21 protein-coding genes are annotated in these 22,714 nt (G+C 73.4%); 10 read left to right on the top strand and 11 right to left on the bottom strand.

Annotation, left to right across the window (positions count from 1 at the left end):
- Window positions 1-4: 4 nt before the first annotated feature.
- Window positions 5-505 carry an ATP-binding protein gene (locus ACWC9R_RS23430; RefSeq protein WP_450734203.1) on the bottom strand — a complete coding sequence of 167 codons (501 nt, stop codon included), beginning with the start codon at window positions 503-505 and terminating at the stop codon, window positions 5-7.
- A 171-nt stretch (window positions 506-676) separates the two neighbouring features.
- The gene (locus tag ACWC9R_RS23425; RefSeq protein WP_450734201.1) at window positions 677-1,045 is read right to left on the bottom strand and encodes an STAS domain-containing protein; all 369 of its coding nucleotides are present in this window, start codon (window positions 1,043-1,045) and stop codon (window positions 677-679) included.
- Window positions 1,046-1,304: 259 nt separating this feature from the next.
- Between ACWC9R_RS23425 and ACWC9R_RS23420 the strand changes: the two genes are divergently transcribed.
- The gene (locus tag ACWC9R_RS23420) at window positions 1,305-2,243 is read left to right on the top strand and encodes an RNA polymerase sigma factor SigF (RefSeq protein ID WP_450734219.1); all 939 of its coding nucleotides are present in this window, start codon (window positions 1,305-1,307) and stop codon (window positions 2,241-2,243) included.
- A gap of 134 nt (window positions 2,244-2,377) precedes the next feature.
- Here the strand turns inward: ACWC9R_RS23420 and hutI are convergent, their stop codons facing one another.
- From hutI to hutU, 4 genes are read right to left on the bottom strand one after another with little or no spacing between them, the layout of a single operon-like run.
- Complete coding sequence (gene hutI, locus ACWC9R_RS23415) at window positions 2,378-3,559, bottom strand: imidazolonepropionase (protein ID WP_450734199.1); 1,182 nt, start codon at window positions 3,557-3,559, stop codon at window positions 2,378-2,380.
- A gap of 17 nt (window positions 3,560-3,576) precedes the next feature.
- Window positions 3,577-4,932, bottom strand: a complete 1,356-nt coding sequence (locus ACWC9R_RS23410) for a formimidoylglutamate deiminase (protein WP_450734198.1) — start codon at window positions 4,930-4,932, stop codon at window positions 3,577-3,579.
- Window positions 4,923-6,140 (bottom strand): allantoate amidohydrolase, encoded by a 1,218-nt coding sequence (locus tag ACWC9R_RS23405; protein ID WP_450734218.1) that lies wholly within the window; start codon window positions 6,138-6,140, stop codon window positions 4,923-4,925. The genes ACWC9R_RS23410 and ACWC9R_RS23405 overlap by 10 nt, the downstream gene beginning before the upstream one ends.
- A 17-nt stretch (window positions 6,141-6,157) precedes the next feature.
- Window positions 6,158-7,828 (bottom strand): urocanate hydratase, encoded by a 1,671-nt coding sequence (hutU, locus tag ACWC9R_RS23400; RefSeq protein WP_450734197.1) that lies wholly within the window; start codon window positions 7,826-7,828, stop codon window positions 6,158-6,160.
- A gap of 217 nt (window positions 7,829-8,045) precedes the next feature.
- Here hutU and ACWC9R_RS23395 point away from each other — a divergent pair, with 217 nt between their 5' ends.
- From ACWC9R_RS23395 to ACWC9R_RS23375, 5 genes are all read left to right on the top strand, one after another.
- Window positions 8,046-8,552 (top strand): hypothetical protein, encoded by a 507-nt coding sequence (locus tag ACWC9R_RS23395; protein WP_450734196.1) that lies wholly within the window; start codon window positions 8,046-8,048, stop codon window positions 8,550-8,552.
- A complete protein-coding gene (locus ACWC9R_RS23390) occupies window positions 8,549-8,923 on the top strand; it encodes a transcriptional regulator (RefSeq protein ID WP_450734194.1) in 375 nt (124 codons plus the stop codon). The genes ACWC9R_RS23395 and ACWC9R_RS23390 overlap by 4 nt, the downstream gene beginning before the upstream one ends.
- Window positions 8,920-9,912 (top strand): ABC transporter ATP-binding protein, encoded by a 993-nt coding sequence (locus tag ACWC9R_RS23385; RefSeq protein ID WP_450734192.1) that lies wholly within the window; start codon window positions 8,920-8,922, stop codon window positions 9,910-9,912. Before ACWC9R_RS23390 ends, ACWC9R_RS23385 begins: the two co-directional genes overlap by 4 nt.
- Window positions 9,909-10,898 (top strand): ABC transporter permease, encoded by a 990-nt coding sequence (locus ACWC9R_RS23380; protein ID WP_450734190.1) that lies wholly within the window; start codon window positions 9,909-9,911, stop codon window positions 10,896-10,898. Before ACWC9R_RS23385 ends, ACWC9R_RS23380 begins: the two co-directional genes overlap by 4 nt.
- A gap of 236 nt (window positions 10,899-11,134) precedes the next feature.
- A complete protein-coding gene (locus ACWC9R_RS23375) occupies window positions 11,135-12,469 on the top strand; it encodes a diaminopimelate decarboxylase (protein ID WP_450734189.1) in 1,335 nt (444 codons plus the stop codon).
- Between the two features lie 55 nt (window positions 12,470-12,524).
- On the opposite strand, the gene ACWC9R_RS23370 is transcribed toward ACWC9R_RS23375, so the two are convergent.
- The 3 genes from ACWC9R_RS23370 to ACWC9R_RS23360 all read right to left on the bottom strand — a co-directional run bounded on the left by ACWC9R_RS23370 (window position 12,525) and on the right by ACWC9R_RS23360 (window position 16,460).
- Window positions 12,525-13,136, bottom strand: coding sequence for a hypothetical protein (locus ACWC9R_RS23370; protein WP_450734187.1), 612 nt, complete (start codon window positions 13,134-13,136; stop codon window positions 12,525-12,527).
- A 508-nt stretch (window positions 13,137-13,644) separates the two neighbouring features.
- Window positions 13,645-14,700 (bottom strand): MurR/RpiR family transcriptional regulator, encoded by a 1,056-nt coding sequence (locus tag ACWC9R_RS23365; RefSeq protein WP_450734186.1) that lies wholly within the window; start codon window positions 14,698-14,700, stop codon window positions 13,645-13,647.
- Window positions 14,701-14,987: 287 nt separating this feature from the next.
- The gene (locus tag ACWC9R_RS23360; protein ID WP_450734217.1) at window positions 14,988-16,460 is read right to left on the bottom strand and encodes an aromatic amino acid ammonia-lyase; all 1,473 of its coding nucleotides are present in this window, start codon (window positions 16,458-16,460) and stop codon (window positions 14,988-14,990) included.
- Window positions 16,461-16,645: 185 nt separating this feature from the next.
- Between ACWC9R_RS23360 and ACWC9R_RS23355 the strand changes: the two genes are divergently transcribed.
- From ACWC9R_RS23355 to ACWC9R_RS23340, 4 genes are read left to right on the top strand one after another with little or no spacing between them, the layout of a single operon-like run.
- Entirely contained in the window at window positions 16,646-17,869 is a 1,224-nt protein-coding gene (locus ACWC9R_RS23355) for an ABC transporter ATP-binding protein (RefSeq protein WP_450734184.1), read from the top strand.
- Window positions 17,866-18,540: an ABC transporter permease gene (locus ACWC9R_RS23350; RefSeq protein ID WP_450734182.1), complete on the top strand. Its 675-nt coding sequence runs from the start codon at window positions 17,866-17,868 to the stop codon at window positions 18,538-18,540. Before ACWC9R_RS23355 ends, ACWC9R_RS23350 begins: the two co-directional genes overlap by 4 nt.
- A 7-nt stretch (window positions 18,541-18,547) precedes the next feature.
- Window positions 18,548-19,219 carry an ABC transporter permease gene (locus ACWC9R_RS23345; protein WP_450734180.1) on the top strand — a complete coding sequence of 224 codons (672 nt, stop codon included), beginning with the start codon at window positions 18,548-18,550 and terminating at the stop codon, window positions 19,217-19,219.
- A gap of 59 nt (window positions 19,220-19,278) precedes the next feature.
- Complete coding sequence (locus tag ACWC9R_RS23340; protein ID WP_450734178.1) at window positions 19,279-20,205, top strand: ABC transporter substrate-binding protein; 927 nt, start codon at window positions 19,279-19,281, stop codon at window positions 20,203-20,205.
- On the opposite strand, the gene ACWC9R_RS23335 is transcribed toward ACWC9R_RS23340, so the two are convergent.
- The gene (locus ACWC9R_RS23335; protein WP_450734215.1) at window positions 20,183-21,178 is read right to left on the bottom strand and encodes a sigma-70 family RNA polymerase sigma factor; all 996 of its coding nucleotides are present in this window, start codon (window positions 21,176-21,178) and stop codon (window positions 20,183-20,185) included. The genes ACWC9R_RS23340 and ACWC9R_RS23335 overlap by 23 nt on opposite strands.
- Window positions 21,179-21,467: 289 nt before the next feature.
- Complete coding sequence (locus ACWC9R_RS23330) at window positions 21,468-22,511, bottom strand: LacI family DNA-binding transcriptional regulator (RefSeq protein ID WP_450734177.1); 1,044 nt, start codon at window positions 22,509-22,511, stop codon at window positions 21,468-21,470.
- Between the last annotated feature and the right edge of the window lie 203 nt (window positions 22,512-22,714).

Below are 22,714 nucleotides of genomic sequence, written 5' to 3'. Positions count from 1 at the left end.
CCCGTCAGAACGGCGCGGCGAGCTCCGCCCACACGGTCTTGCCCGTGCCGTCGGGGTTGCGCACCACACCCCAGTCCAGGCACAGACGCTGCACGATGAACATGCCGTGACCGCCGGGGCGGCCCGGACGGTGCGGGCTGCGCGGCGCCGGTGAGCCCGCGCCGAGGTCGCTGACCTCCAGGCGCAGCACTTTGGCGGTACAGCGCAGCCGCAGCTCCTCCGGCCCCTCGGCGTGCAGACAGGCGTTGGTGACCAGCTCCGAGACGACGAGCAGCACGTCCTCCGCCGCGGCACGCCGGTCCGCGCCGGCCGCCGGCAGCCAGCCCCAGTCGTGCAGGGCCTGCCGGGCGAAGTCACGGCCCCGGGCCACGGCCCCGCGGGTGCCCGCCAGGCGCAGCCGGCGGATCTGGCCCGCAGGGACGGCGGCAGCCGGGGCGGCGGAAGCACCGGCGCCGCCCGGCTCCGGGCCGAGATCGCCCGGCGGGTACGGCCGGGTGGTGCTCATCAGCGCTTCACCTCACCGATTCGCCTGTTCACGGAAAACAGATACTGACTGATTCAACGGATTCAGATGTCTCCTGCCCGACCGGACGGTGAGAACACCCACTTCTTGGGCACAGACGCTGTGACGCGCACTACGTGCCCGGAATGCAACCTTCCGGACACCGCCGGCACGTCACTCGGTCAGTGCGGCGTCGAGCGAGTCATGCACGGTGAAGACCGCCTCCGCGCCCGTGATCTCGAAGACCCGGGCCACCACCGGCTGCATCCCCGCCAGGTGGACCCCGCCCCCCTCGGCCTCCGCCTTCAGGCGCGCGCCGAGCAGCACATTGAGTCCGGTGGAGTCCATGAACTCAAGGGGTGAGCAGTCCACCACCAGGCGTGCGTAACCGTCGTCCACACACCCCTCCAGTGATTCACGCAACAGATCAGCCGTGTGGTGATCCAGCTCACCGGAGACCGTCACCACCGCGCTGGCGCCGTGATGGCGGATCTCGACGTGAAGCCGGCCCCGGCTTGCACTGCCGACCGTCCCGCGGTCCATGCGCGCGCACCCCTCTTGCTGTCTAGACGACTGTTTGCTTACGACTGCGCTCGTCGAACCCTACGCCTTCCCGATGCCTCTCGGTAGCGGAACAATCCGCATATTGCTCAATATACGGACACCACGCACTTGCCATCTTCAGCCAAACCCAGGTAGGCGTAGAAGCACACATCCGAAACGGCCGGCTTTGGAGGCGCCGCACACCGCAGCTTCGCGTAGAGGCATCGGCAGCCATATGCCGAGAACGATGGAGGAGACCATGTCACCCCGGCTCGACGAATTGCGCACTGACGACACGCTGCAGCCCGCATCGTCGACACCCCCGTCCGACCCGACCGGACAGATCCCTGCCCAGTCCTCGCCCGCCGAATCAGATCTGGCGGGTCTGACTGAGATCGACGATCTGCCCGAGATCCCGCCGTTCGACGAGGTGGGCCCGGTGGACGCGAGGGCTCTGTCCAAGACCCTCTTCGAGCGGCTCGAAACGCTTGACGAAGGCACCCACGAATTCGCGTACGTCCGCAACACCCTGGTCGAGCTCAACCTCGCGCTGGTGAAGTTCGCGGCCTCCCGGTTCCGCTCGCGCAGCGAGCCCATGGAGGACATCGTCCAGGTCGGCACGATCGGCCTGATCAAGGCGATCGACCGCTTCGAACTCAGCCGTGGTGTGGAGTTCCCGACGTTCGCGATGCCGACCATCGTCGGCGAGATCAAGCGTTTCTTCCGTGACACCAGCTGGTCGGTGCGGGTACCGCGGCGTCTGCAGGAGCTGCGGCTGGACCTCGCCAAGGCGGGTGACGAACTCGCGCAGAAGCTGGACCGCGCCCCCACGGTGCAGGAACTCGCCGCGCGGCTCGACATCAGCCGTGACGAGGTCGTCGAGGGCATGGCCGCGAGCAACGCGTACACCGCGAGCTCGCTGGACGCCCAGCCCGAGGAGGACGACAACGAGGGCGCGCTGGCGGACCGCATCGGCTACGAGGACCACGGTCTCGAGGGCATCGAGTACGTGGAGTCCCTCAAGCCGCTGATCGCCGAACTCCCGCCGCGCGACCGCAAGATCCTCTCGCTGCGGTTCGTCGCCAACCTGACGCAGTCCGAGATCGGCGAGGAGCTGGGCATCTCCCAGATGCACGTCTCTCGTCTGCTCTCCCGCACCCTCGTCCGGCTCCGCAAGGGCCTGATGATCGAGGAGTGAGCACCCCGCGGTACCTGCCGGCCCACCACGGCCGGCAGTTCGCCCGCGCGGAGGAGGGCCTGCCCCGGGATCACCCGGGACGGGCCCTCCTTTGCTGTGTGGGGCGGGGCGGCCAGGCCGCCCGGTAGCCGCTGTCAGACGAGAACTCCCTTGTGCCATACGGCCGATACGAGCGGGACGCCCGGCCGGTAGGCGAGGTGGACGTGGGAGGGGGCGTCCAGGAGGGCGAGGTCGGCGCGGGCGCCGGGGGTGATGCGGCCGACGTCGGTGCGGCGCAGGGCGCGGGCGCCGCCCGCGGTCGCCGCCCACACGGCCTCGTCGGGGGTCATGCCCATGTCGCGGACGGCCAGCGCGATGCAGAACGGCATCGAACTCGTGAAGGACGAGCCGGGGTTGCAGTCCGTGGACAGCGCGACGGTGGCGCCGGCGTCCAGCAGCGGGCGGGCGTCGGGCCACTGGGCGCGGGTGGAGAACTCGGCGCCCGGGAGCAGGGTGGCGACGGTGTCGGACTGCGCGAGGGCGTCGACGTCGGCCGGGGTGAGGTGGGTGCAGTGGTCGGCGGAGGCCGCGCCGAGTTCGACGGCGAGCTGGACGCCGGGGCCGTGGCCGAGCTGGTTGGCGTGCACCCGCGGCACCAGGCCCCTGGCCTGCCCCGCGGTGAGGACGGCGCGGGCCTGGTCGCCGTCGAAGGCGCCCTTCTCGCAGAAGACGTCGACCCAGCGGGCGTGCGGGGCGCAGGCGTCCAGCATCGGGCCGGTGACGAGGTCGACGTAGCCGGCCGGGTCGTCGGCGTAGTCGGGCGAGACGATGTGCGCGCCGAGGAAGGTGACCTCGTCGGTGTGCTCGGCGGCGATGCGCAGCGCGCGGGCCTCGTCCTCGACGGTGAGCCCGTAGCCGGACTTGGTCTCCTGGGTGGTGGTGCCCTGGCGGAGTGCCTCGGCGAGGTAGCGGGCGATGTTCGCGTGCAGGGCCTCGTCGGTGGCGGCGCGGGTGGCGGCGACGGTGGTGCGGATGCCGCCGGCGGAGTAAGCGCGGCCGGACATCCGGGCGTTGAACTCCGCGGTACGGTCACCGGCGAAGACCAGGTGGGAGTGGGAGTCGACGAAGCCGGGAATGGCCGCCCGGCCGCCGGCGTCGACGGCGTTGTCGGTGGCGGGTGCTTTGCTGGAGGGACCGACCCAGGCGATGCGGTCGCCGTCGATGACGACCGCCGCGTCCTGGATCAGGCCGAGGGGGCCTTCGCCGAGGGAGGGGTCGTTGGTGACGAGCTGGGCGATGTGGGTGATGGCGGTGGTGGGCGCGGAGGTCGTCGTCATCGCGGGGTTGTTCTCCTTCAGCCGCGTACGGCGGCGATGGATGCGGCGAGGGCGGTGGGTACGTCGGGGACAAGGGTGTGCGCACCGTCCCGGACGATCTGCCGGCCGCCGACGATGGTGTGGCGTACGTCCGCGGCGGAGGCGGCGAATACGGCCGTCTCGGCGGCCAGCCGGGGCAGTGGTCCGGCGGTGCGTACGGAGTCCAGTGCGATCGTGGTGAGGTCGGCGAGCGCCCCGGCTTCGAGGGTGCCGGCGTCGTCCCAGCCCAGGGCGGCGTGACCGTCGGCGGTCGCGGCGCGCAGCAGGGCGGCGGCCGTCCAGTGCCCGCGGGTGCGGGTGCGCAGCCGTTCGTCGAGCTCCATGGCGCGGGCCTCTTCGAGCAGGTCGATGACGGCGTGGCTGTCGCTGCCGAGGGAGAGCGGGCTGCCGCTGCCCTGGAGCCGGGCGGCGGGTCCGATGCCGTCGGCGAGGTCGCGTTCGGTGGTGGGGCACATGCACACACCCGTGTGGGAGCCGCCGAGCAGCGTGATGTCCTCGTCGGTGAGGTGGGTGGCGTGCACGGCGGTGGTGCGCGGGCCCAGCACTCCGTGGTCGGCCAGCAGCCGCGTGGGGGTGACGCCGTGGGCCTCGCGGCAGGCGTCGTTCTCGGCGGTCTGCTCCGAGAGGTGGACGTGCAGGGGGGCCTGCCGTGCGCGGGCCCAGTCCGCGATGGTGCCGAGCTGCCCGGCCGGGACGGCGCGTACGGAGTGGACGGCGGCGCCGATGCGGGCGTGTGCGCGCTCCTTGAGCCCCTCGGCGCGCTGGGCCCAGTCGTCGGCGGTGCCGTCGGAGAACCGCAGCTGGTGGTGGTTGGGCGGGGCGCCGAAACCGGCCGAGAGATAGGCGGTGTCGAGGAGGGTGATGCGGATACCGGCCTCGTCGGCGGCGGCGAGCAGCGCCTCGCCCATGGCGTTGGGGTCGCTGTAGCGGGTGCCGCCCGGCGCGTGGTGCAGGTAGTGGAACTCGCCGACGCAGGTGATGCCGGCCAGCGCCATCTCGGCGTAGGCGGCGCGGGCGAGGGCGAAGTAGGTGTCGGGGGTGAGCCGGTCGGCGACGCTGTACATGACCTCGCGCCAGGTCCAGAAGGTGCCGGTGCCGACCTGGACGGTGCCCCGCAGGGCGCGGTGGAAGGCGTGCGAGTGGGCGTTGGCGAGACCGGGGAGGGTCAGGCCGCGCAGCGCGGTGGCGCCGGGCGGCGGGGTGTCCACCCCGGTGCGGACGGCGGTGATCCGCCCGTCCGCGGTGTCCACGGCCACGCCCGGCTCGACGTGGGTGCCGAGCCAGGCGTGTTCGAGCCAGTACGTCGTCGGTGTTGCCTGCGTCGTCAGCGGCACGCCAGCCCCTCCAGTACGTCGGCGAGTGCGGTGACCCCGGCGACGCAGTCGTCCTCCTCCGCCGCTTCGGCGGGTGAGTGCGAGACCCCGGTGGGGTTGCGGACGAACAGCATCGCGGTGGGGACGGTTCCGGACAAAATACCGGCGTCGTGCCCGGCGCCGGTGCCCAGGACCGGCACGGGCCGCTCGGCCGTCTTGCCGAGGATCGCGCTCAGCTCGTCCCGCAGGGCGTGCTGGAACTCCACGACGGGGGTGAAGGATTCGCGGACGACGGTCAGGTCCACCCCGTCGCGGGCGGCGCGCTCGGCGGCGGCCCGCTCGATCCCGGTGATCACGGTGTCGAGGGTGTCCTGGTCGGCGGCGCGGGAGTCCAGCCAGCCGCGGACCAGCGAGGGGATGGCGTTGACGCCGTTCGGCTCCACGCTGATCTTCCCGAAGGTGGCCAGGGCCCCGGCCAGCCGGGCCTGCTCGCGGGCGGCGAGCACGGTCGCGGCGTAGCTGAGCATCGGGTCGCGGCGGTCCTCCAGGCGGGTGGTGCCGGCGTGGTTGGCCTCGCCCCGGAAGTCGAACCGCCAGCGGCCGTGCGGCCAGATGGCGGAGGCGATGCCGACCGGGTCGCCGGAGAGGTCCAGGGCGCGGCCCTGCTCGACGTGGAGTTCGACGAACGCGCCGATCCGGGCGAGCCGTTCGGGGTCCGGGCCGATCGCCTCGGGGTCGTATCCGGCGCGCTCCATGGCCTGCGGGAGGGTGATGCCCTCGCCGTCGCGCAGCTGGTGCGCGGCCTCGGTGGTCAGCGCCCCGGCGGCGAGCCGGGAGCCGACGCAGGCCAGGCCGAAGCGGGCGCCTTCCTCGTCGCCGAAGTTGACGATCGCCAGGGGCTTGCCGAACTCCGCTTCCCTCCGGCGGAGTTCGTCGAGCGCGGCGAAGGAGGAGACGACGCCCAGCGGGCCGTCGAAGGCGCCGCCGTCCGGTACGGAGTCCAGGTGGGAGCCGGTGACGACGGCGTCGCCGGGGGCCACGTCCCGGTAGCCGGAGGCGCCGAGCCAGGCCCACTGGTTGCCGTTGCGGTCCAGCTCGTAGGCGAGCCCGCGGGCCTCGGCCTGGGCCCGGAACCACGCGCGGCAGTCGGCGTCGGCGCCGGTCCAGGCGTAGCGGCGGTAGCCCCCGGAGGAGGAGGCGCGGCCCAGGGGCCGCAGCTCCTCCCACATCTCGTGGAACGAGGCGGTCACGCGTCCCCGCCTTCGTCCTCGCGCATCGGGATGCGGACGCCGCGCTCGGCGGCCACCTCGTCGGCGCGCTCGTAGCCCGCGTCGACGTGCCGGATGACGCCCATGCCGGGGTCGTTGGTGAGGACCCGGCGGATCTTCTCGCCGGCCAGCGGGGTGCCGTCGGCGACGGTGACCTGGCCGGCGTGGATCGAGCGGCCCATGCCGACGCCGCCGCCGTGGTGCAGCGAGACCCAGGAGGCGCCGGAGGCGACGTTGACCATGGCGTTGAGCAGCGGCCAGTCGGCGATCGCGTCCGAGCCGTCCTTCATGGCCTCGGTCTCGCGGTAGGGCGAGGCGACGGAGCCGCAGTCGAGGTGGTCGCGGCCGATGGCCAGCGGGGCACGCAGGGTGCCGTCGGCGACCATCTCGTTGAACCGCTCGCCCGCCTTGTCGCGCTCGCCGTAGCCGAGCCAGCAGATACGGGCGGGCAGGCCCTGGAAGTGGACCCGTTCACCGGCCAGCTTGATCCAGCGGGCCAGCGACTCGTTCTCCGGGAAGAGGTCCAGGATCGCCTTGTCGGTCGCGGCGATGTCCCGGGCGTCGCCGGACAGCGCGGCCCAGCGGAACGGGCCCTTGCCCTCGGCGAACAACGGCCGGATGTAGGCGGGAACGAAGCCGGGGAAGGCGAAGGCCCGCTCGTATCCGGCGAGTTGGGCCTCGCCGCGGATCGAGTTGCCGTAGTCGAAGACCTCGGCGCCGGCGTCCATGAAGCCGACCATGGCCTCGACGTGCCGGGCCATGGACTCGCGGGCCCGCTGGGTGAAGTCGGCGGGCTTCTCGGCGGCGTAGGCGGCCATGTCGTCGAAGTCGATGCCGACCGGAAGGTAGGCCAGCGGGTCGTGGGCGCTGGTCTGGTCGGTGACGATGTCGATCGGCGCGCCCTCGGCGAGCATCTGCGGCAGCAGCTCGGCGGCGTTGCCGAGCAGGCCGATGGAGAGCGGCTTGCGCCGGTCGCGGGCCTCGACGGCGAGTTCGAGGGCGTGCTTGAGGCTGTCGGCCTTCACGCCCAGGTAGCGGTGCTCGATCCGGCGCTCGATGGCGCGCGGGTCGACGTCGATGCAGATCGCGACGCCGTCGTTCATGGTGACGGCGAGCGGCTGGGCGCCGCCCATGCCGCCGAGGCCGGCGGTGAGGGTGATCGTCCCGGCCAGCGTGCCGCCGAACTTCTTCGCGGCGACGGCGGCGAAGGTCTCGTAGGTGCCCTGGAGGATTCCCTGGGTACCGATGTAGATCCACGAACCGGCGGTCATCTGCCCGTACATGGTCAGCCCGAGGGCCTCCAGGCGGCGGAACTCCTCCCAGTTGGCCCAGTCGCCGACGAGGTTGGAGTTGGCGATGAGCACCCGCGGTGCCCATTCGTGGGTCTGCATCACGCCGACCGGGCGGCCGGACTGGACGAGCATCGTCTCGTCCTGCTTGAGCGTGGTGAGCGTGCGCACCATCGCGTCGAAGGAGCGCCAGTCGCGCGCGGCCTTGCCCGTGCCGCCGTAGACGACGAGCTGGTCCGGGTGTTCGGCCACCTCCGGATCGAGGTTGTTCTGCAGCATGCGCAGCGCGGCTTCCTGCTGCCATCCCCGAGCACTCAGCTCCGTACCGCGCGGTGCCCGCACGGGTCGCGGTCCCGACATGGGCCGTGCCTCCCTGACGTCGAATGGATTGAGCTATTCACATCTTGGGGCTACTGAATAGCGCTAGTCAACAGGACGCGGCACGCCGCCCGCAGCGAGCCGCGCGAACCGGCCAACCGACCGCGGTTTTGACTTGCCTGCTGGGAAAGTCTGCGCTAACTTTCCTATCAGGCAAGTAAACGGGGTACAGCTCGACCGCCTTGGGGAGGCGATGGCCATGTCCACGACTGTGGATGCCGAACAGGCCTGGCAGGATCTACAGCGCATCCGGGTCCCGCAGGAGCGGGTCTACGACGAGATCGAGAGAACCGCCCAGGGCGACACCGCGGCTCTGCAGGTCACCGCGGCACTCATGTGGGTGTTCCTGGCCGTTTCCGGCCTGGATATGCCCCGCTGGGTGTTCTGGCTGGCACTGACCGCCTACGTCGCCGTACTGGGCACCCTGGCCACGGTGCTCAACCGCCGGACGCGGATGCGGCTGCACCGCTCGCGCCACAGCTGGCGGTCGTTCGCGACCTTCTTCGCCGGCATGGCGGTGACCATCGTGGCCATCCTGCTCTCCGGCCGACTGGTCGAGTGGCTGGCGCTGCCGTTCGGCAGCCTGATCCAGGCCACCCTCTCGGCGGGCACCTTCCTGCTCTTCGTCTGCCCGGCGAACCGCTGGGCGGTGAGCACACTCCGCGACCGGGGCGAAAGAACGATCTACGCAAAGGCATCCCGATGAGTACCCCGAGTGGTTTCGACGAACTGATCCACCCCTCCACCCGGCTGTCCGTGGTGGCACTGCTCGCCGCCACGGAATGGGCCGACTTCCCCTTCATCCGCGACAGCCTCTCGCTCAGCGACTCGGCGCTCTCCAAGCAGCTGCACACGCTGGAAGAGGCCGGATATCTGGAGATCCACAAGGAGGGCGGCGGCCGCAAACGCCGCACCAGGGTGCGGCTGACGAGCCGCGGCCGGACCGCCTTCGAGGGCCATGTGGCCGCCCTCCGCGCCATCGTCGAGGGCGCGGGGCCCACCCCGGCTCCGGAGTCCGCAGCGGCGACGCCGTCCGGCACACCACACCAGCAACCACACGCAAAGGCGGGCCGATGACGACAACCGAGCACCCGCCCGTAGGCCCGGCCACGACGGCCGGGGCCCCCACGGGCCCGACCGCACCCGGCCAGACCGTGATCCGTACGAGCGGCCTGAAGATGTCGTACGGCAGCTCCCACATCCTGCACGGCATCGATCTGGACATCCGCCGCGGCGAGATCTTCGCGCTGCTCGGCCCCAACGGCGCGGGGAAGACCACCACGGTCGAAATCCTGGAGGGCTTCCGCCAGCGCTCGGCCGGCGAGGTCAGCGTCCTGGGCACGGACCCGGCGCACGGCGGGGACGCCTGGCGCGGCCGGATCGGACTGGTCCTGCAGTCCTGGCGCGACCACCGCCGCTGGCAGGTCGCCGAGCTGCTGAGGCACTTCGCCACCTACCACCCGCATCCGCGCGACCCGGACGAACTGCTCGCCGTGGTGGGCCTCACCGAGCAGGCCGGCCGGCAGGTGGGCCAGCTGTCCGGTGGCCAGCGCCGCCGTCTGGACGTCGCACTCGCCATCGTGGGCCGCCCCGAACTCCTCTTCCTGGACGAGCCGACCACCGGTTTCGACCCCGAGGCCCGGCGCCACTTCCACGACCTGGTCGAACGGCTCGCCCGCGACGAGGGCGTCACCGTCCTGCTCACCACCCACGACCTGTTCGAGGCCGAGCGGCTGGCCGACCGGATAGCGATGCTGGTCAACGGCCGCATCCGGGTCTGCGGAACCCCGTCGGAACTGTCCCGGAGGGCCGCCGCGCAGGCCGAGGTCCGCTGGACGGCGGCCGACGGCACCGCCCGTCGTGAACGCTCCTCGGACCCGTCCCAGCTGGTCTGGGAGCTCCATCAGGAGACGGGTGGACCGGTCGCCGGTCTGGAGGTGCGCCGCCCGACGCTGGAGGACACCTATCTGCACATGGTCCACCAGCACGCCAAGGACGGAGCCGAGGCCGGAATCCCGGGCGCCCAGGGGAACGGGGCCCCGGACGGAAGGAAGCGAGCCGCATGAGGGGGACCGAAGTGACTGACACGACAGCGGCGACGGGCACGGTCGAGCGGACCGGCACCACGCACGCGGCGGGCGCCACCGGCCCGTCCCACACGACCGGCGGGACGACGCCCGGCGCCTCCGCACCACGCACCCGCCGCCGCACCTGGCGCGCCGGTGTGCTGCGGGGCGGGATCGAGCTGCGGCATCTCCTGCGTAATCCCAAGGAGTTGAGCGGCCACCTGATCAATGTGGTCGTCGCGCTGGTGATCGCCGGTTACGTGGACTCCAAGGTGCCCGGCACCGACATCCCGATGTCCCATCTGACGCTCGCGGGCTTCGCCGCCTATCTGCTGGTCCAGATCGGGCTGGTCAACCTCCCGCAGATCATGGTGACCGAGCGCGAGGAAGGTGCCCTGCTGCGGCTGCGCGCCACCCCCGGCGGCATCCCGGCCTATCTCGTCGCCAAGTCGGTGATGGTGGTCGCGATGGCGCTCGGGACGCTGGTCCTCCTGCTGGGAGCCGCCGCCCTGGTGGCGGACGGGCCGCTGCCCCACGGGCCGGAAGGCTGGCTGACGCTGCTGTGGGTCAGCGCTCTCGGGCTGCTCGCCGTCGTACCCCTGGGAGCGGCGCTCGGCGCCGTGCTGCCCAACCCGCGTGAGGCGATTGCGCTGATCATGCTGCCGGTGATGGCGCTGCTGATGACCTCGGGGGCGATGTTCCCGCTCTCCACACTGCCCGAGATGGTCCAGAAGATCGCCTCCGTCTTCCCGCTCAAGTGGGTGGCCCAGGGTCTGCGCTCCTCCCTGCTGCCGGACGCCGCACGGGCCGCGGAGCCAGCCGGTTCCTGGGAGCTTCCGACGGTGGCCCTGGTACTCACCGCCTGGGCCGTCCTCGGCTTCCTCCTCGCCGTGCCGCTCCTGCGCCGCGCCGCCCGCCGCGAGTCGGGCTCCCGCCTCACCGAACGCCAGGGCAAGGCGGGGCTGAGCGGAGGCTCGGCGACCTGAGAGGGAGGGCGTCCCGGGCGGCGCCCGGATCGTCCCCACCCCAGCAGATGCCTCCGGCCCGCCCCCGGGGCCGGAGGCATCTGCTGGGGTGGGCCGGCGGCATCCGGGGTCGTTCGACGCCCTGAGAGCGGCGGCATCTGGCGTCGGGCGGGTCGGGGGCGTGGGTCAGTAGCGGCCTGACCAGCGCATTCGATGTCCATTGGCGTGACACCCCCACCCAATGATGGAGTTGTCCCATGAGCTTCACGGACCGAGACCGTGCCGTACAGACAGCCGTTGCCGAGGGCCTGGTGGGGCCCGGCGAGCCCGTTGCCGGGCTGCTGGACATCGCCGGAATCCGCCGCTCGGCACGTGAACTCCGCGCCGCGTTCGAGGAGTTCACCGCACCGGACACCCCGGTCCTGCATGCCTTCGCGGTGAAGGCCGCCTCGCTCGTCCCCGTCCTGCGGCTGCTCGCGGAGGAGGGGCTCGGCTGCGAGGTGGCCAGCCCCGGTGAGCTGGCGCTGGCCCGTGCCGCCGGGGTGCCGGTCGCCCGGACCGTGCTGGACTCGCCCGCCAAGACCCACGCCGAGTTGCGCGAGGCGCTGGCCCTCGGGATCGCCGTCAACGCCGACAACCCCGAGGAACTGGCGCGGATCGACGCGCTGATGTCCTCCGCGCCGAGCACCGCGCCCATCGGCCTGCGGGTCAACCCGCAGATCGGCGGCGGCAGCATCGGGGCGATGAGCACCGCCACCGACACCTCCAAGTTCGGTGTCGGGCTGCGCGACGAGGGCGCCCGCGAGTGGGTGATACGCGCCGCCCTCGAGCGTCCGTGGCTGACCCGGCTGCACGCCCACGTCGGCTCCCAGGGCATGCCGCTGGAGCTGATGACCTCGGGCGTGGAGGCCCTGTTCCTCCTGGCCGAGGAGATCAACGAGCGGGCCGGGCGACGCCAGATCGACACCCTCGACATCGGCGGCGGCCTGCCGGTGAACTTCTCCTCGGACACCCAGGCCCCGACCTACCGCGAGTACGCGGCGCGGCTCCACGCCGCCGTCCCCGGCCTGCTGTCCGGACGCTACGGCCTGGTCACCGAGTTCGGCCGCTCACTGCTGGCCAAGCACGGCACGGTCCTCGCCCGCGTCGAGTACGCGAAGTCGGCCGGCGGCCGGCCGATCGCGGTCACCCACGCCGGGGCCCAGGTCGCCACCCGTACCGTCTTCGTCCCCGAGGCCTGGCCGATCCGCGTCGGCGCCTACGACGCCGAGGGGCGCCCCAAGACGGGTGATCCGGTCGCCCAGGACATCGCGGGGCCGTGCTGCTTCGCGGGCGACCTGGTCGCCGAGAACCGTCCGCTGCCCCTCCTGGAGTCCGGCGATCACGCCGCCCTCCTGGACACCGGCGCGTACTACTTCTCCACCCACTTCGCCTACAACTCCCTCCCCCGCCCCGGGATTTACGGCTACGCACCGGACGCGGACGGCACGATCCGCTTCGCGACCATCCGCACCCCGCAGACCCTGGAGGACCTCACCGCGGAAAGCGGCGCCGCCCACACCGAGTCCCTCCGCCACCTCGGCCGGGCGTAGCCGAACGGGACCGACGAGACCGCACAGCGTCCGCCGGTCCCGCGGTCACCGCCCCTCAGCCCCCGGCACGCGCGCCACCGGCCCGCGCCCCGACAGCCCGTGCGTCCCCCGCCCGCGCCCCGCCCGGCCGCGCGTCCCCCGCTGCGGGTCCCGTCAGTGCGTAGCCATGGACCTCCTTGCCCGTCGGGCCGCCATGCCGGGCGGCCTCGGGGCGGACCCACAGGAGGGCCTCGTGCCGGCGTTCCCAGCGGCCCAGCCACCGGGCCTTGCCCCACAGTCCGAGCGCGGCGCCGGCCATCAGCAGACCGCCGGCCGTCGGCAGCACGGCCGACGAGGCGACCGCCGCCAAGAAGGCGAGCAGCAGGCGCCAGCGGTGCGCCCGTCGCCAGACCCGGAGGGTGACCGCCCGGTCCTGGAGGATGACGGCCCTCCCGGCCCGTGCCGCGCCGCTCGCCAGCGCCGTGTACCGGCCGCGCCGCGCGGTGAACGCCACGAGCGCCGCGCCCACGAACAGCACCGCGCCGACCGCGGCTCCGGCCGTCCGGCCGGTCAGTCCCGGCACCAGCGCCCCGACCCCCGCGGCCAACAGCCCCGGCCACCACAGCCAGCCGGCCGGTGCCCGTACCACCACCGCCACCCGCGCCAGCGCATACGCCCCACGCCCCACGACAGACCTCCTCGCCCCGAGACCGCTACGCCCTGCCCGTCCGGCAGCCGTCCGGAAGGCCCCCGGAGCTGACCGGCACCCGGCGACGGCGCACCTGTACCGGCGGCGGATCGTAGCCAGCCCGGATGAGGATTCCCTGAGACGGACGGGAGCGGAGCGACCGGCCGGGGCGGGCGGGAGCGGAGCGACCGGCCGGGGCGGGCGGGAGCGGAGCGGGGAAGGCGTGGGGAGGGAGCGGGGAGGGAGTGGGGAGAGCGGGCGGAGGGCGCTACGACGTGCGGGCGCCACCGGAACGAGTGACGCCCGCCCGGCCCCTCACGCCACGCCTCCACGTCACGCCGCCACGTCACTCCGCGGACAGCGCCACTTCGTTCCACGGACAGCGCCACGTCGCTCCACGGGCAACACGGCCGACGCCATGAGCAACGCGGCCGACGCCACGGGCGTCACAACTCACGCCACGAGCAGTTTTCGCCCACACCCCGAAGGGCCCGGGAACCGCCCCGGCTCACTCCACGAACAGCCCCCGTGCCGCCGCCCTCGCGTCGAATTCCTCCAGGCGGGCCTGGGCGTCCGGCAGGGCGTCGCACATCGCCTCCAGGAGGACGCGGCCCAGCAGCATGGGCGCGCAGGCCGTGTCGAAGGCCAGGCCGGTGCCGACGGGGGCGGGGAGGAGGAGGTCGGTGTGGTGGGCGACGGGAGCGAAGGCGCTGTCGGCGACGGTGACGACGGTCAGGCCGGCCGTGCGGGCGTACTCCAGCGCGTCGACGACCTCGCGGGGGTGGCGGGGCAGCGCGAAGCAGAGAAGGGCGCTCGCCCCGGCGCGTACGGCGGCGTCGATGCGGTCGGTGAGCAGGGTGCCGCCCTCGTCCAGCAGCCGGACGTCGGGGTGCACCTTGCGCGCGAAGTAGCTGAAGCCGGCGGCCTGGGCGGTGGCGGCGCGCAGGCCGAGGACGGGGAGCGGGCGGGAGGCGGCGAAGAGGCGACCGGCCTCGATCACCGGCGACGGGTCGGCGAGGGCGGCGGCGAGATGGCGGAGGTTGTCGATCTCGGCCTGCACGGCCTGCTGGTACTCGTTGGCGGAGCCGGCGTCGGCCGGCTTGTCCGCGGGGGCGACCTCACGGAGATGACGGCGGAGCGCCGGGTAGCCGTCGAAGCCGAGGGCGACGGCGAAGCGGGTCACGGACGGCTGGCTGACACCGGCCAGTTCGGCCAGTTCGACGCTGGAGAGGAAGGGCGCGTCGGCGGCCCGGCGCACCATGCAGTGGGCGATCCGACGCTGGGTGGGGGTCAGCCGGTGGCCCTCGAACAGCTTCTGGAGGCGGGCGGCGGTGCCGGTTTCCCCACCGGAGCCCGCCCCGGAGCCAGGACCGGAATCCACACCGGACTCCGCCCCGGCACCCGCACCCGCATCCGTCGCAGCCCCCGCCCCGGCACCCGTTCCGGAGTCCGGGCCCACGGCGCCCCGCGAGCCCCGTGCGCCCCGCGTCGTACCGGCCTCGTCCCGCGGCCCGTCACCGGCCGCGCCGCCGATACCGCCGCCGTTGTCCCCGTCCCCGCTCATCGCCTCTTCTTCCCGGCCCGGTCGGGGCCTTGTCCTGTGTCGACCGACTGTACGGAATTCCTGGCCCGCTCCGGTCCGCGCACGCGACACGATCCGGCCGTACGCCGCCGCCCGGCCACCGGCAGCCCCGCCGGAGACCGGCCACCCCACCGCCGTACGCCCCCACCGGAACACCGACGGCCCCACCGAACGCCGAGCCCCGCGCCGTACGAGACCGCCGCTGCCACCGGCACCCCAGCCCGCCGCACACCGCGCAGCACCAGCCCGGCCGCCGAACACCGGCCCCCTCACACCCCCGCCAGCCCATCCAGCACCCCCATGGCCACCCCCACATCGTCGGTAAGAGGCCGGTCCTCCATACGCGGATCAAGCACCTCGGCGGCAAGGTGGTAAGCAGCGGCCAAGGGGAGGCCCGGGTCGGGTTCCAGGGAGCGCAGGCGCAGCGCGCGTATGGCGGCGACCAGTTCGCAGGCGAGGATCTGGCGGTAGTAGGTGCAGGCACGCAGGGCCTGGCGGGCGCCGAGGGAGGCGAAGCTGGCCTGTTCCTCGACGCCGCGGGAGAGGACGGCGTGGCCGAGCGAGGCCGGGTGGGAGACCGCGCGCATCTCGCCGAGTGCCGCGCCGGCCGCGTACTCCAGGATCATCACGCCGGAGCTGGCGGGCGCCGCGTCGCCGAGGAACGGCCGCAGCCGGGTGAGGTCGGGCTCGGAGAGCGCGGCGAGCCGGGCGGTGGACAACCGGGCGGTCTGGAGCACGGCCAGCCGGAAGGTGTCCAGGGCGAGCGCGGCGTGGGCGGCGTAGAAGTTGCCGTGGTGGTAGGCGGCCTGGTCCTCGATGCTGATCAGCGGGTTCTCGGCGGCGGCGTTCACCTCGACGGTCAGCACCCGGTCCAGGGTGTCGGCGGCGTCCAGCGCCGGGCCGTGGATCTGCGGGAGGCAGCGGAAGCCGTACGGGTCCTGGATGCGGCCGAGGGGCGGGGTGGGGCGGGGCGGGATGCCGGAGAGGGTGCGCAGCCGGGTGGCGGCGGCCGCTGAGCCGGGGTGCGGGCGAGCGAGCAGAACCGGTTCGGCGAAGGGTTCGGCGGAGCCGCCGACCGCGAGCAGGGAGAGCGCGGCGACCGGGAGCGAGGCGGCCAGCAGCCGGCGCAGCTCGTCGAGGGCGAGCGCGGACTGGCCGAAGGTGAGGGCGTTGCTGCTGATCAGGGCGAGGGCGTCGTTGTTGTCGAGGGCGAGGGGGGCGGGGGCCCGGCCGCCGGGCGCACAGTGCCAGGGGTGTTCGCCGGCCAGGGCGAGGCCGGTCTGGGCGAGCGCGGCCAGGTCGCCGGTGCCGACGGCGCCGTGTTCGTTGACGACGGGGTGGGCGCCGCTGTCCAGGGCGTCGAGGAGCGCGGTGATCACGGCGGGGTTCAGACCCGCGCCGCCCGCCAGCAGCTGGTTGGCGCGTACCGCGAGCATGGCCCGCACCTCGCGGCCGGGCAGCGGGTCGCCGATCGCACCGGCGTGACTGCGCAGCAGCCGCAGTCCGTGGTCGGCGTCGGCGGCCCCGACGTCCTCCGTGCGGTTGGCGCCGACGCCGGTGCTGCGCCCGTAGACCCGGCCGGTGGCGGCGAGGCGGCGGGCGGTTTCCCAGGACTCCTCGGCACGGGCGTAGGCCTTGGGGTCGGGCGGCGCGGGGTGTGCGGTGCGGTCGGCGAGGGCGGCGATATCGGTGGTGCGCAGCGCGGCTCCGTCGAGTGTGACGCGTCGACCGCTGTCCAGCATGTGAGAAACCAAGGGGCTCAACTCCCTCATATAACGCGCTTTGTGGACAGAAGTCCGACACCTCGTTCCGTACGGTGACCCGAAGCAACGGGCGGGGTAACGGGCGATCCCCCACCACCTATTGACTTCTATTCACGCGCCTAAGACTCTGCATGACCATATGCAGGCCGGGCAAGGGGCAGCGGATGATCAAGTTCGACGCAGTCAGCAAGCGATACCCGAACGGCACCACCGCCGTGGACGAGCTGTCCCTGGACCTCCCCGAGGGCGGTGTCACCGTCCTCGTCGGCTCGTCGGGCTGCGGCAAGACGACCACCCTGCGGATGGTCAACCGCATGGTCGAGCCGACATCCGGCACGGTCAGCGTCGGCGGCCGTGACATCCAGCGGGCGGACGCCGCCGAGCTGCGCCGCGGCATCGGCTACGTCATCCAGCAGTCCGGCCTCTTCCCTCACCGTACGGTCCTGGACAACATCGCGACCGTCCCGCTGCTGCTGGGCTGGGGCCGGCGCAAGGCCCGTGCCCGCGCCGCCGAGCTGCTGGAGCTGGTCGGCCTGCCCGCCGACGCCGGCAGGCGCTATCCGCACCAGCTCTCCGGCGGCCAGCAGCAGCGGGTCGGCGTGGCCCGTGCGCTCGCCGCCGATCCGCCCGTGCTCCTGATGGACGAGCCGTTCGGCGCGGTCGACCCGGTCGTCCGCACCCAGCTGCAGAACGAGCTGCTGCGGCTCCAGGAGGAGCTGCGCAAGACCGTCGTCTTCGTCACCCACGACATCGACGAGGCGGTCCGGCTGGGCGACCGGATCGCGGTCTTCCGCACCGGCGGCCGGCTGGTCCAGTGCGCCGCGCCCGCCGAACTGCTGGCCCGTCCGGCCGATGACTTCGTCGCGGACTTCCTGGGCGCCGAGCGCGGGCTGAAGCTGCTCTCGCTCACCACCCTCGCGGACGTCCCCTACGCGCCCGGCCGGGAGATACGCGCGGACGAGCCGGTCGGCGCGATATCCCGCGACGGCAACCGCTGGCGCCTGGTGACCTCCCCGCGCGGCGAACCGCTGGGCTGGCTGGACACCGACGCGCTGCCCTCCGGCGGCACGGCCGGCGAGGCCCCCCTGGAGGCCGTCCGGCCGCTGCGCGACACCGACTCGCTGCTCTCCGCGCTCAACGAGGCGGTCTCCTCCCCCGCCGCCGCGGTCGCCCGGGTCTCCGCCGACGGCGTGCTGACCGGCCTCACCTCCCGCGACGCCATCCACGACCGGGCGGGCCGCAGCCACACGGAGGCGGGCCGGGCGGCGGCCGCCAAGGAGTCCGCCGCGCAGTCCCCCCAGGAGCCCGCCGCTGAGCCGCCCGCCTCCGGGGACACCGGCGGCGCCGCGTCCCCCGAGGCCGACGCCGCCCCGGAGCGCTCCGCATGACCATCGAATGGGGCTGGTTCCCCGACCACGCCGACGAGCTGGCCCGGCTCACCGCCGACCACCTCGCCACCGCCGTCCCCGCGGTCCTCCTCGGCCTGCTGATCGCACTGCCGCTGGCGGTCCTCGCGCACCGCGTACGGCCGCTGCGCGGCTTCGTGCTCGGCGCCTCCAACATCCTCTACACCATCCCCTCCCTGGCCTTCTTCGTCCTGCTGCTGCCGGTCACCGGTCTCACCCGCACCACCGCGATCGTCGGGCTGACCGCGTACACCCTGGTCGTGCTGGTGCGGAACACCGTCGAGGGGCTGGACGCGGTCCCGGCCAAGGCCCGTGAGGCCGCCGAGGCGATGGGGACCCGGCCGCTGCGCACCCTGCTCACCGTCGAGCTGCCGCTCGCCCTCCCCGTGATCATGGCGGGCGTACGGGTCGCCACCGTGATGTCCATCTCCCTGGTCAGCGTGGCCAGTTACATCGGCTACGGCGGCCTCGGCCAGCTCTTCACCGACGGCTTCCAGCGCAACTACCCCACCCCGGTCGTCGCCGGTGTGGCCCTGACCCTGCTGCTCGCCCTGGTCGCCGACGCGCTGCTGGTGACCGTCCAGTGGCTGTGCACCCCCTGGCGGCGCGGCACCTCCCGGCAGCGCCCCTCTCTGTGGCGGAAGGCAGCGTGACGCGCCGATGCTCGAACTCCTGAAGAACCTCGCCGCCTGGCTGACCAGTCCGGCCCAGTGGTCCGGCCCCGAGGGCATCGCCGTCCGCGTCGCGGAGCACCTGGAGTACTCGGTGCTGGCCACCCTCGCCGCGGCCGTGATCGCCCTGCCGGTCGGCCTGCTCATCGGGCACACCGGCCGGGGCGCCTTCCTCGCCGTCAACCTCGCCTCGTTCGGCCGGGCGCTGCCCACCGTCGGCCTGGTCACCCTGGTGTTCCTGGCGGGCGGGCTGAGCGTCTGGCCGGTGTACGTGTCCCTGGTCGCGCTCGCCGTGCCGGTGATCATCACCAACACGTACGCGGGCATGGCCGCCGTCGACCCCGAGGTCAGGGACGCCGCCAAGGGGGTGGGGCTGCGCGGCCGCCAGGTCCTCTGGCAGGTCGAACTCCCGCTCGCGCTCCCGCTGATCATGACCGGCATCCGGCTGGCGACCGTGCAGGTCGTCGCCACCGCCACCATCGCCGCCTACGTCAGCTTCGGCGGGCTGGGCCGCTATGTCTTCGACGGCCTGGCGCAGCGCGACCTGGTGCAGGTCCTCGGGGGCGCGGCGCTGGTCGCCGTGCTCGCCGTCGCCGCCGACCTGGCACTGGGCGGTCTGACCCGGCTGCTGTTCCGCGGCCGCCCGGCCACCGCCCGCTGAGCACCGCGCCGCCCGCCGGGCACCGCCGCCCCGTCCCTCCGTCCCGAGGAGTCCCGCCCATGAACCGCCGTACCGTCCTGACCACGCTCCTCGCCGGCGCCTCGGCCCCGCTGCTGGCCGCCTGCTCCTCCGGCATCACCTCCCTCAAGGGCAACGGCGTCGGCGGTGACAGCGGCAGCAGCAGCGGCGGACTGACCATCGGCACCGCCAACTTCACCGAGAACCAGATCCTCGGCTACCTCTACGCGGGCGTGCTGAACGCCGCCGGCGTCAAGACCACCGTCAAGCCCAACCTCGGCTCCCGCGAGATCGTGGTCCCCGCCCTGCGCTCCGGCGACATCGATCTGCTCCCCGAGTACCAGGGCAGCCTGCTGCTCTACCTGGACAAGCACGCCACCGAGACCGAGGCGGGCGCGATGCAGAACGCGCTGGCCACCGTGCTGCCCAACGGCCTCGAAGTCCTCCCGTACGCCGCCGCCGAGGACCGCGACAGCTTCGCCGTGACCCGGGAGACCGCCGACCGCTACGGGCTGAAGACGCTCGCCGACCTGCGCAAGGCGGACGGCGAGCTGGTCTTCGGCGCCGCCGCCGAGATGAAGAAGCGGGTGGTCGGGCTGGTCGGGCTCAAGGAGAAGTACGGCGTGGAGTTCAAGGAGTTCAAGGCGCTGGACTCGTCCGGTCCGCTGGTCAAGGGCGCCCTGAAGAAGGGCGACATCGACATCGCCAACGTCTTCACCACCGACGTCGACACCGCGGCGAACGGCTGGGTGCTGCTCGCCGACCCCAAGAACCTGATCCCCGCCCAGCACATCGTGCCGCTGATCGCCGCCCGCAAGGCCGACTCCACGGTCCGCAAGGCCCTCGCCCGCCTCGGCAACACCCTCACCACCCCGCAGCTCACCGAACTCAACCGCCTCGTCGACAAGGAGAAGCGGGACCCGGACCGGGTGGCCGAGGCCTGGCTCAGGAAGCAGAAGCTGAGCTGACCCCGGGACCGTCGTGGCGCAGCGGCAGCCCGAAGAGCGGGAACAGCCGCTCGGTGTCCAGGAAGCACTGGAGCGCGGTGACCCGGCCGTCCGCCGCCTCGATGACCTGGATCGCCCAGGGCGTGCCGTCCGCGCGGTACTGCCCGAACGCCGCCCGGCCGTTCGCCCGGACCGGCACCAGACGCGACCCCTCGCAGCCGCCGCCCGGCCCGAGCAGCCACTTCAGGATGTCGCCGCGGCCGTGCAGCCACAGCGCGTACGGCGGCATGGACAGCGTGGAGTCCTCGTGCAGCACGGCCGTGAGCGCGTCCATGTCGAACCGTTCGAAGGCGTCGACATAGCGCCGCAGCAGCGCCTCCTGGGCCTCGTCCAGCGGCTGCCGCGGGGCGTCGGCGGCGCCGTCACCGGACGCGGCGAGGGTGGCGCGGGCCCGCTGCAGCGCGCTGTTGACCGAGGCGACCGAACTGCCCAGCAGCTCGGCGACCTCGCTCGCCGACCAGCTCAGCACCTCCCGCAGGATCAGCACCGCGCGCTGCCGGGGCGCCAGCCGCTGCAGCGCGGAGATGAAGGCCAGCCGGATCGACTCCCGGGCGACGGCGGTCTCCGCCGGGTCCCCGGCGGACGCCAGCACCCGCTGGTCCGGGACGGGCCCGATCCAGGTCGCCTCCGGCAGCCCCGTGCCGATCGGGGCGTCCACGCTCGACGGGGAGGCGAGGTCCATCGGCCGGGCCCGGCGCTGACTGCCCTTGAGCAGGTCCAGGCAGACGTTCGTGGCGATCCGGTAGAGCCAGGACCGCAGCGAGGAACGCCCCTCGAACCGGTCGTAGCTCCGCCAGGCCCGCACCATGGTCTCCTGCACGGCGTCCTCGGCCTCGAACGCCGACCCCAGCATCCGGTAGCAGTAGCCTGTCAGTTCGGTACGGTGCGCCTCCAGCCGCTCCGCCGGCTCCCCCTGCGGCACGCCCCCGTCCACCGCCGCGCCACCGCGCCGCTCCGCGGCCTCACCCGCCGCCGCGGCCTCGTCCGTCGAGGACCGTTTCATCGAGGACCCGCCCATCCGCCCGTCGGCCGACCACCGGTACACACGCCCCGACCGTACCGGAGCGCCCGGCACCAGTCTGCTCCTCAGCACGGCACCGTGCAGCCGGAGCCCGGACGGGGACGGCGGGCCCGGCGCAGTCCACGCGGCCGGGCCGGCCCACGGGTCCGATGCCCCGGTCACGCGTCCACTGCGCGTCGTTCGGCGGCGGCCGCCCGCGGCCTCACCCCCGCGCGGGCGCCGCCGCCGAGCCCCGTTCCGAGAGGCGGGGGGCGCACAGGATGCGTTTGCGGCGGACGCGGCGGCCCTCGATGGCGGCGACCGCGAGGCGGGCGGCCTCCTTGGCGATGTCGGTCAGGCCCCAGTCGACGGTGGTCAGGGGCGGGGTGAGGACCCGGGAGACGGGGTGGTCGTCGAAGCCGACGACGGAGAGGTCGCGGCCGACGGTGAGGGAGGCCTCGGCGGCGGCCGCGTAGACGCCGTAGGCGATGGAGTCGGAGAAGCAGAAGACGGCGGTGGGCGGGGCGAGCGCGCCGGCCGGGCGGCGGCCGTCCGGGCTGTTGGCCAGGACACGGCGGGCCATCGCGGTCGCCGCGTCCAACTCCTGCGGGCAGGGCAGGACTTCGGCCTCGATGCCGAGGCGGTCGGCGGCCTCGCGGACATAGACGTCGGCGGGGCGGTCGGGGGTGGAGGGGCCGGTCGGGGTCAGCACGGTGACCCGGCCGTGGCCCAGTCCGCGGAGGTAGTCGAGGACCGCGTCGATGCCCGCCCGGTTGTCGAAGAGCACCTCACCCGCCGTACGGGCCCGGCTCAGCGCGTCGCCGATGGAGACCACCGGCACGGCGTCGGCGATGACCGACCAGCCCTCGGCGGACGGATCGACGGGCGAGACCAGCAGACCGTCCACCCGCTGGTCCCGCAGCTGCTTGGCAAGGGCCAGTTCGCGTACGGGGTCGCCGCCGGCGTCGAGGATCAGTGCGTAGCGGTCCCCCGCCAGCAGCTCACGCCCTATGGCGGCCATCAGGTGCTGCTGCCACAGGTCCTGCAGGTCTCCGGCGAGCACCCCGACCGTGCTCGTACGGCCGCTGGCCAGCGCGCGGGCGATCGGGTCGGCCTCGTAGCCGAGCTCGGCGGCGGCCCTGCGCACCCGCTCCTCGGTCTCCTTGGAGACGTGTTTGCCGCGCAGCGCGTAGGAGACGGCGGCGGTGGAGAGTCCGGTGGCCTCGGCCACCTCGCGGAGGGTGGTGCGCTTATTGGGCCTGGCCATGCCCGGAAGCCTACCCAAGGAGGGCGCCGCGCCCGGCCACGATGCGGCCGCGCCCGGTGGCGCGCACGGCCCGGCGGGGCCGGTGTGTCTTGACAGCGACGGCTGTTAACCGTTTCACTTAAGCGCATCAGTTAATCGGTTAAGTGAAGCGGTTCAGCGCGGCGGGCCCGGCCGCGGGTGCCGTTCGCCCGACCGCGCCGCCC

It is taken from the genome of Streptomyces sp. NPDC001219, from assembly GCF_053597915.1.
This window is presented reverse-complemented; position numbering and strand designations above follow the sequence as displayed.

Bases quoted from the DNA above. Each gene is read 5' to 3' on its own strand.
- hutU (WP_450734197.1), bottom strand. From the start codon at position 7,828: ATGTCGGGACCGCGACCCGTGCGGGCACCGCGCGGTACGGAGCTGAGT.
- ACWC9R_RS23385 (WP_450734192.1), top strand. From the start codon at position 8,920: ATGACGACAACCGAGCACCCGCCCGTAGGCCCGGCCACGACGGCCGGG.
- hutI (WP_450734199.1), bottom strand. From the start codon at position 3,559: ATGACGACGACCTCCGCGCCCACCACCGCCATCACCCACATCGCCCAG.
- ACWC9R_RS23430 (WP_450734203.1), bottom strand. From the start codon at position 505: ATGAGCACCACCCGGCCGTACCCGCCGGGCGATCTCGGCCCGGAGCCG.
- ACWC9R_RS23340 (WP_450734178.1), top strand. From the start codon at position 19,279: ATGAACCGCCGTACCGTCCTGACCACGCTCCTCGCCGGCGCCTCGGCC.
- ACWC9R_RS23420 (WP_450734219.1), top strand. From the start codon at position 1,305: ATGTCACCCCGGCTCGACGAATTGCGCACTGACGACACGCTGCAGCCC.
- ACWC9R_RS23380 (WP_450734190.1), top strand. From the start codon at position 9,909: ATGAGGGGGACCGAAGTGACTGACACGACAGCGGCGACGGGCACGGTC.
- ACWC9R_RS23390 (WP_450734194.1), top strand. From the start codon at position 8,549: ATGAGTACCCCGAGTGGTTTCGACGAACTGATCCACCCCTCCACCCGG.
- ACWC9R_RS23365 (WP_450734186.1), bottom strand. From the start codon at position 14,700: ATGAGCGGGGACGGGGACAACGGCGGCGGTATCGGCGGCGCGGCCGGT.
- ACWC9R_RS23360 (WP_450734217.1), bottom strand. From the start codon at position 16,460: ATGCTGGACAGCGGTCGACGCGTCACACTCGACGGAGCCGCGCTGCGC.
- ACWC9R_RS23350 (WP_450734182.1), top strand. From the start codon at position 17,866: ATGACCATCGAATGGGGCTGGTTCCCCGACCACGCCGACGAGCTGGCC.
- ACWC9R_RS23375 (WP_450734189.1), top strand. From the start codon at position 11,135: ATGAGCTTCACGGACCGAGACCGTGCCGTACAGACAGCCGTTGCCGAG.
- ACWC9R_RS23345 (WP_450734180.1), top strand. From the start codon at position 18,548: ATGCTCGAACTCCTGAAGAACCTCGCCGCCTGGCTGACCAGTCCGGCC.
- ACWC9R_RS23355 (WP_450734184.1), top strand. From the start codon at position 16,646: ATGATCAAGTTCGACGCAGTCAGCAAGCGATACCCGAACGGCACCACC.
- ACWC9R_RS23330 (WP_450734177.1), bottom strand. From the start codon at position 22,511: ATGGCCAGGCCCAATAAGCGCACCACCCTCCGCGAGGTGGCCGAGGCC.
- ACWC9R_RS23425 (WP_450734201.1), bottom strand. From the start codon at position 1,045: ATGGACCGCGGGACGGTCGGCAGTGCAAGCCGGGGCCGGCTTCACGTC.
- ACWC9R_RS23395 (WP_450734196.1), top strand. From the start codon at position 8,046: ATGTCCACGACTGTGGATGCCGAACAGGCCTGGCAGGATCTACAGCGC.
- ACWC9R_RS23405 (WP_450734218.1), bottom strand. From the start codon at position 6,140: ATGTGGGAGGAGCTGCGGCCCCTGGGCCGCGCCTCCTCCTCCGGGGGC.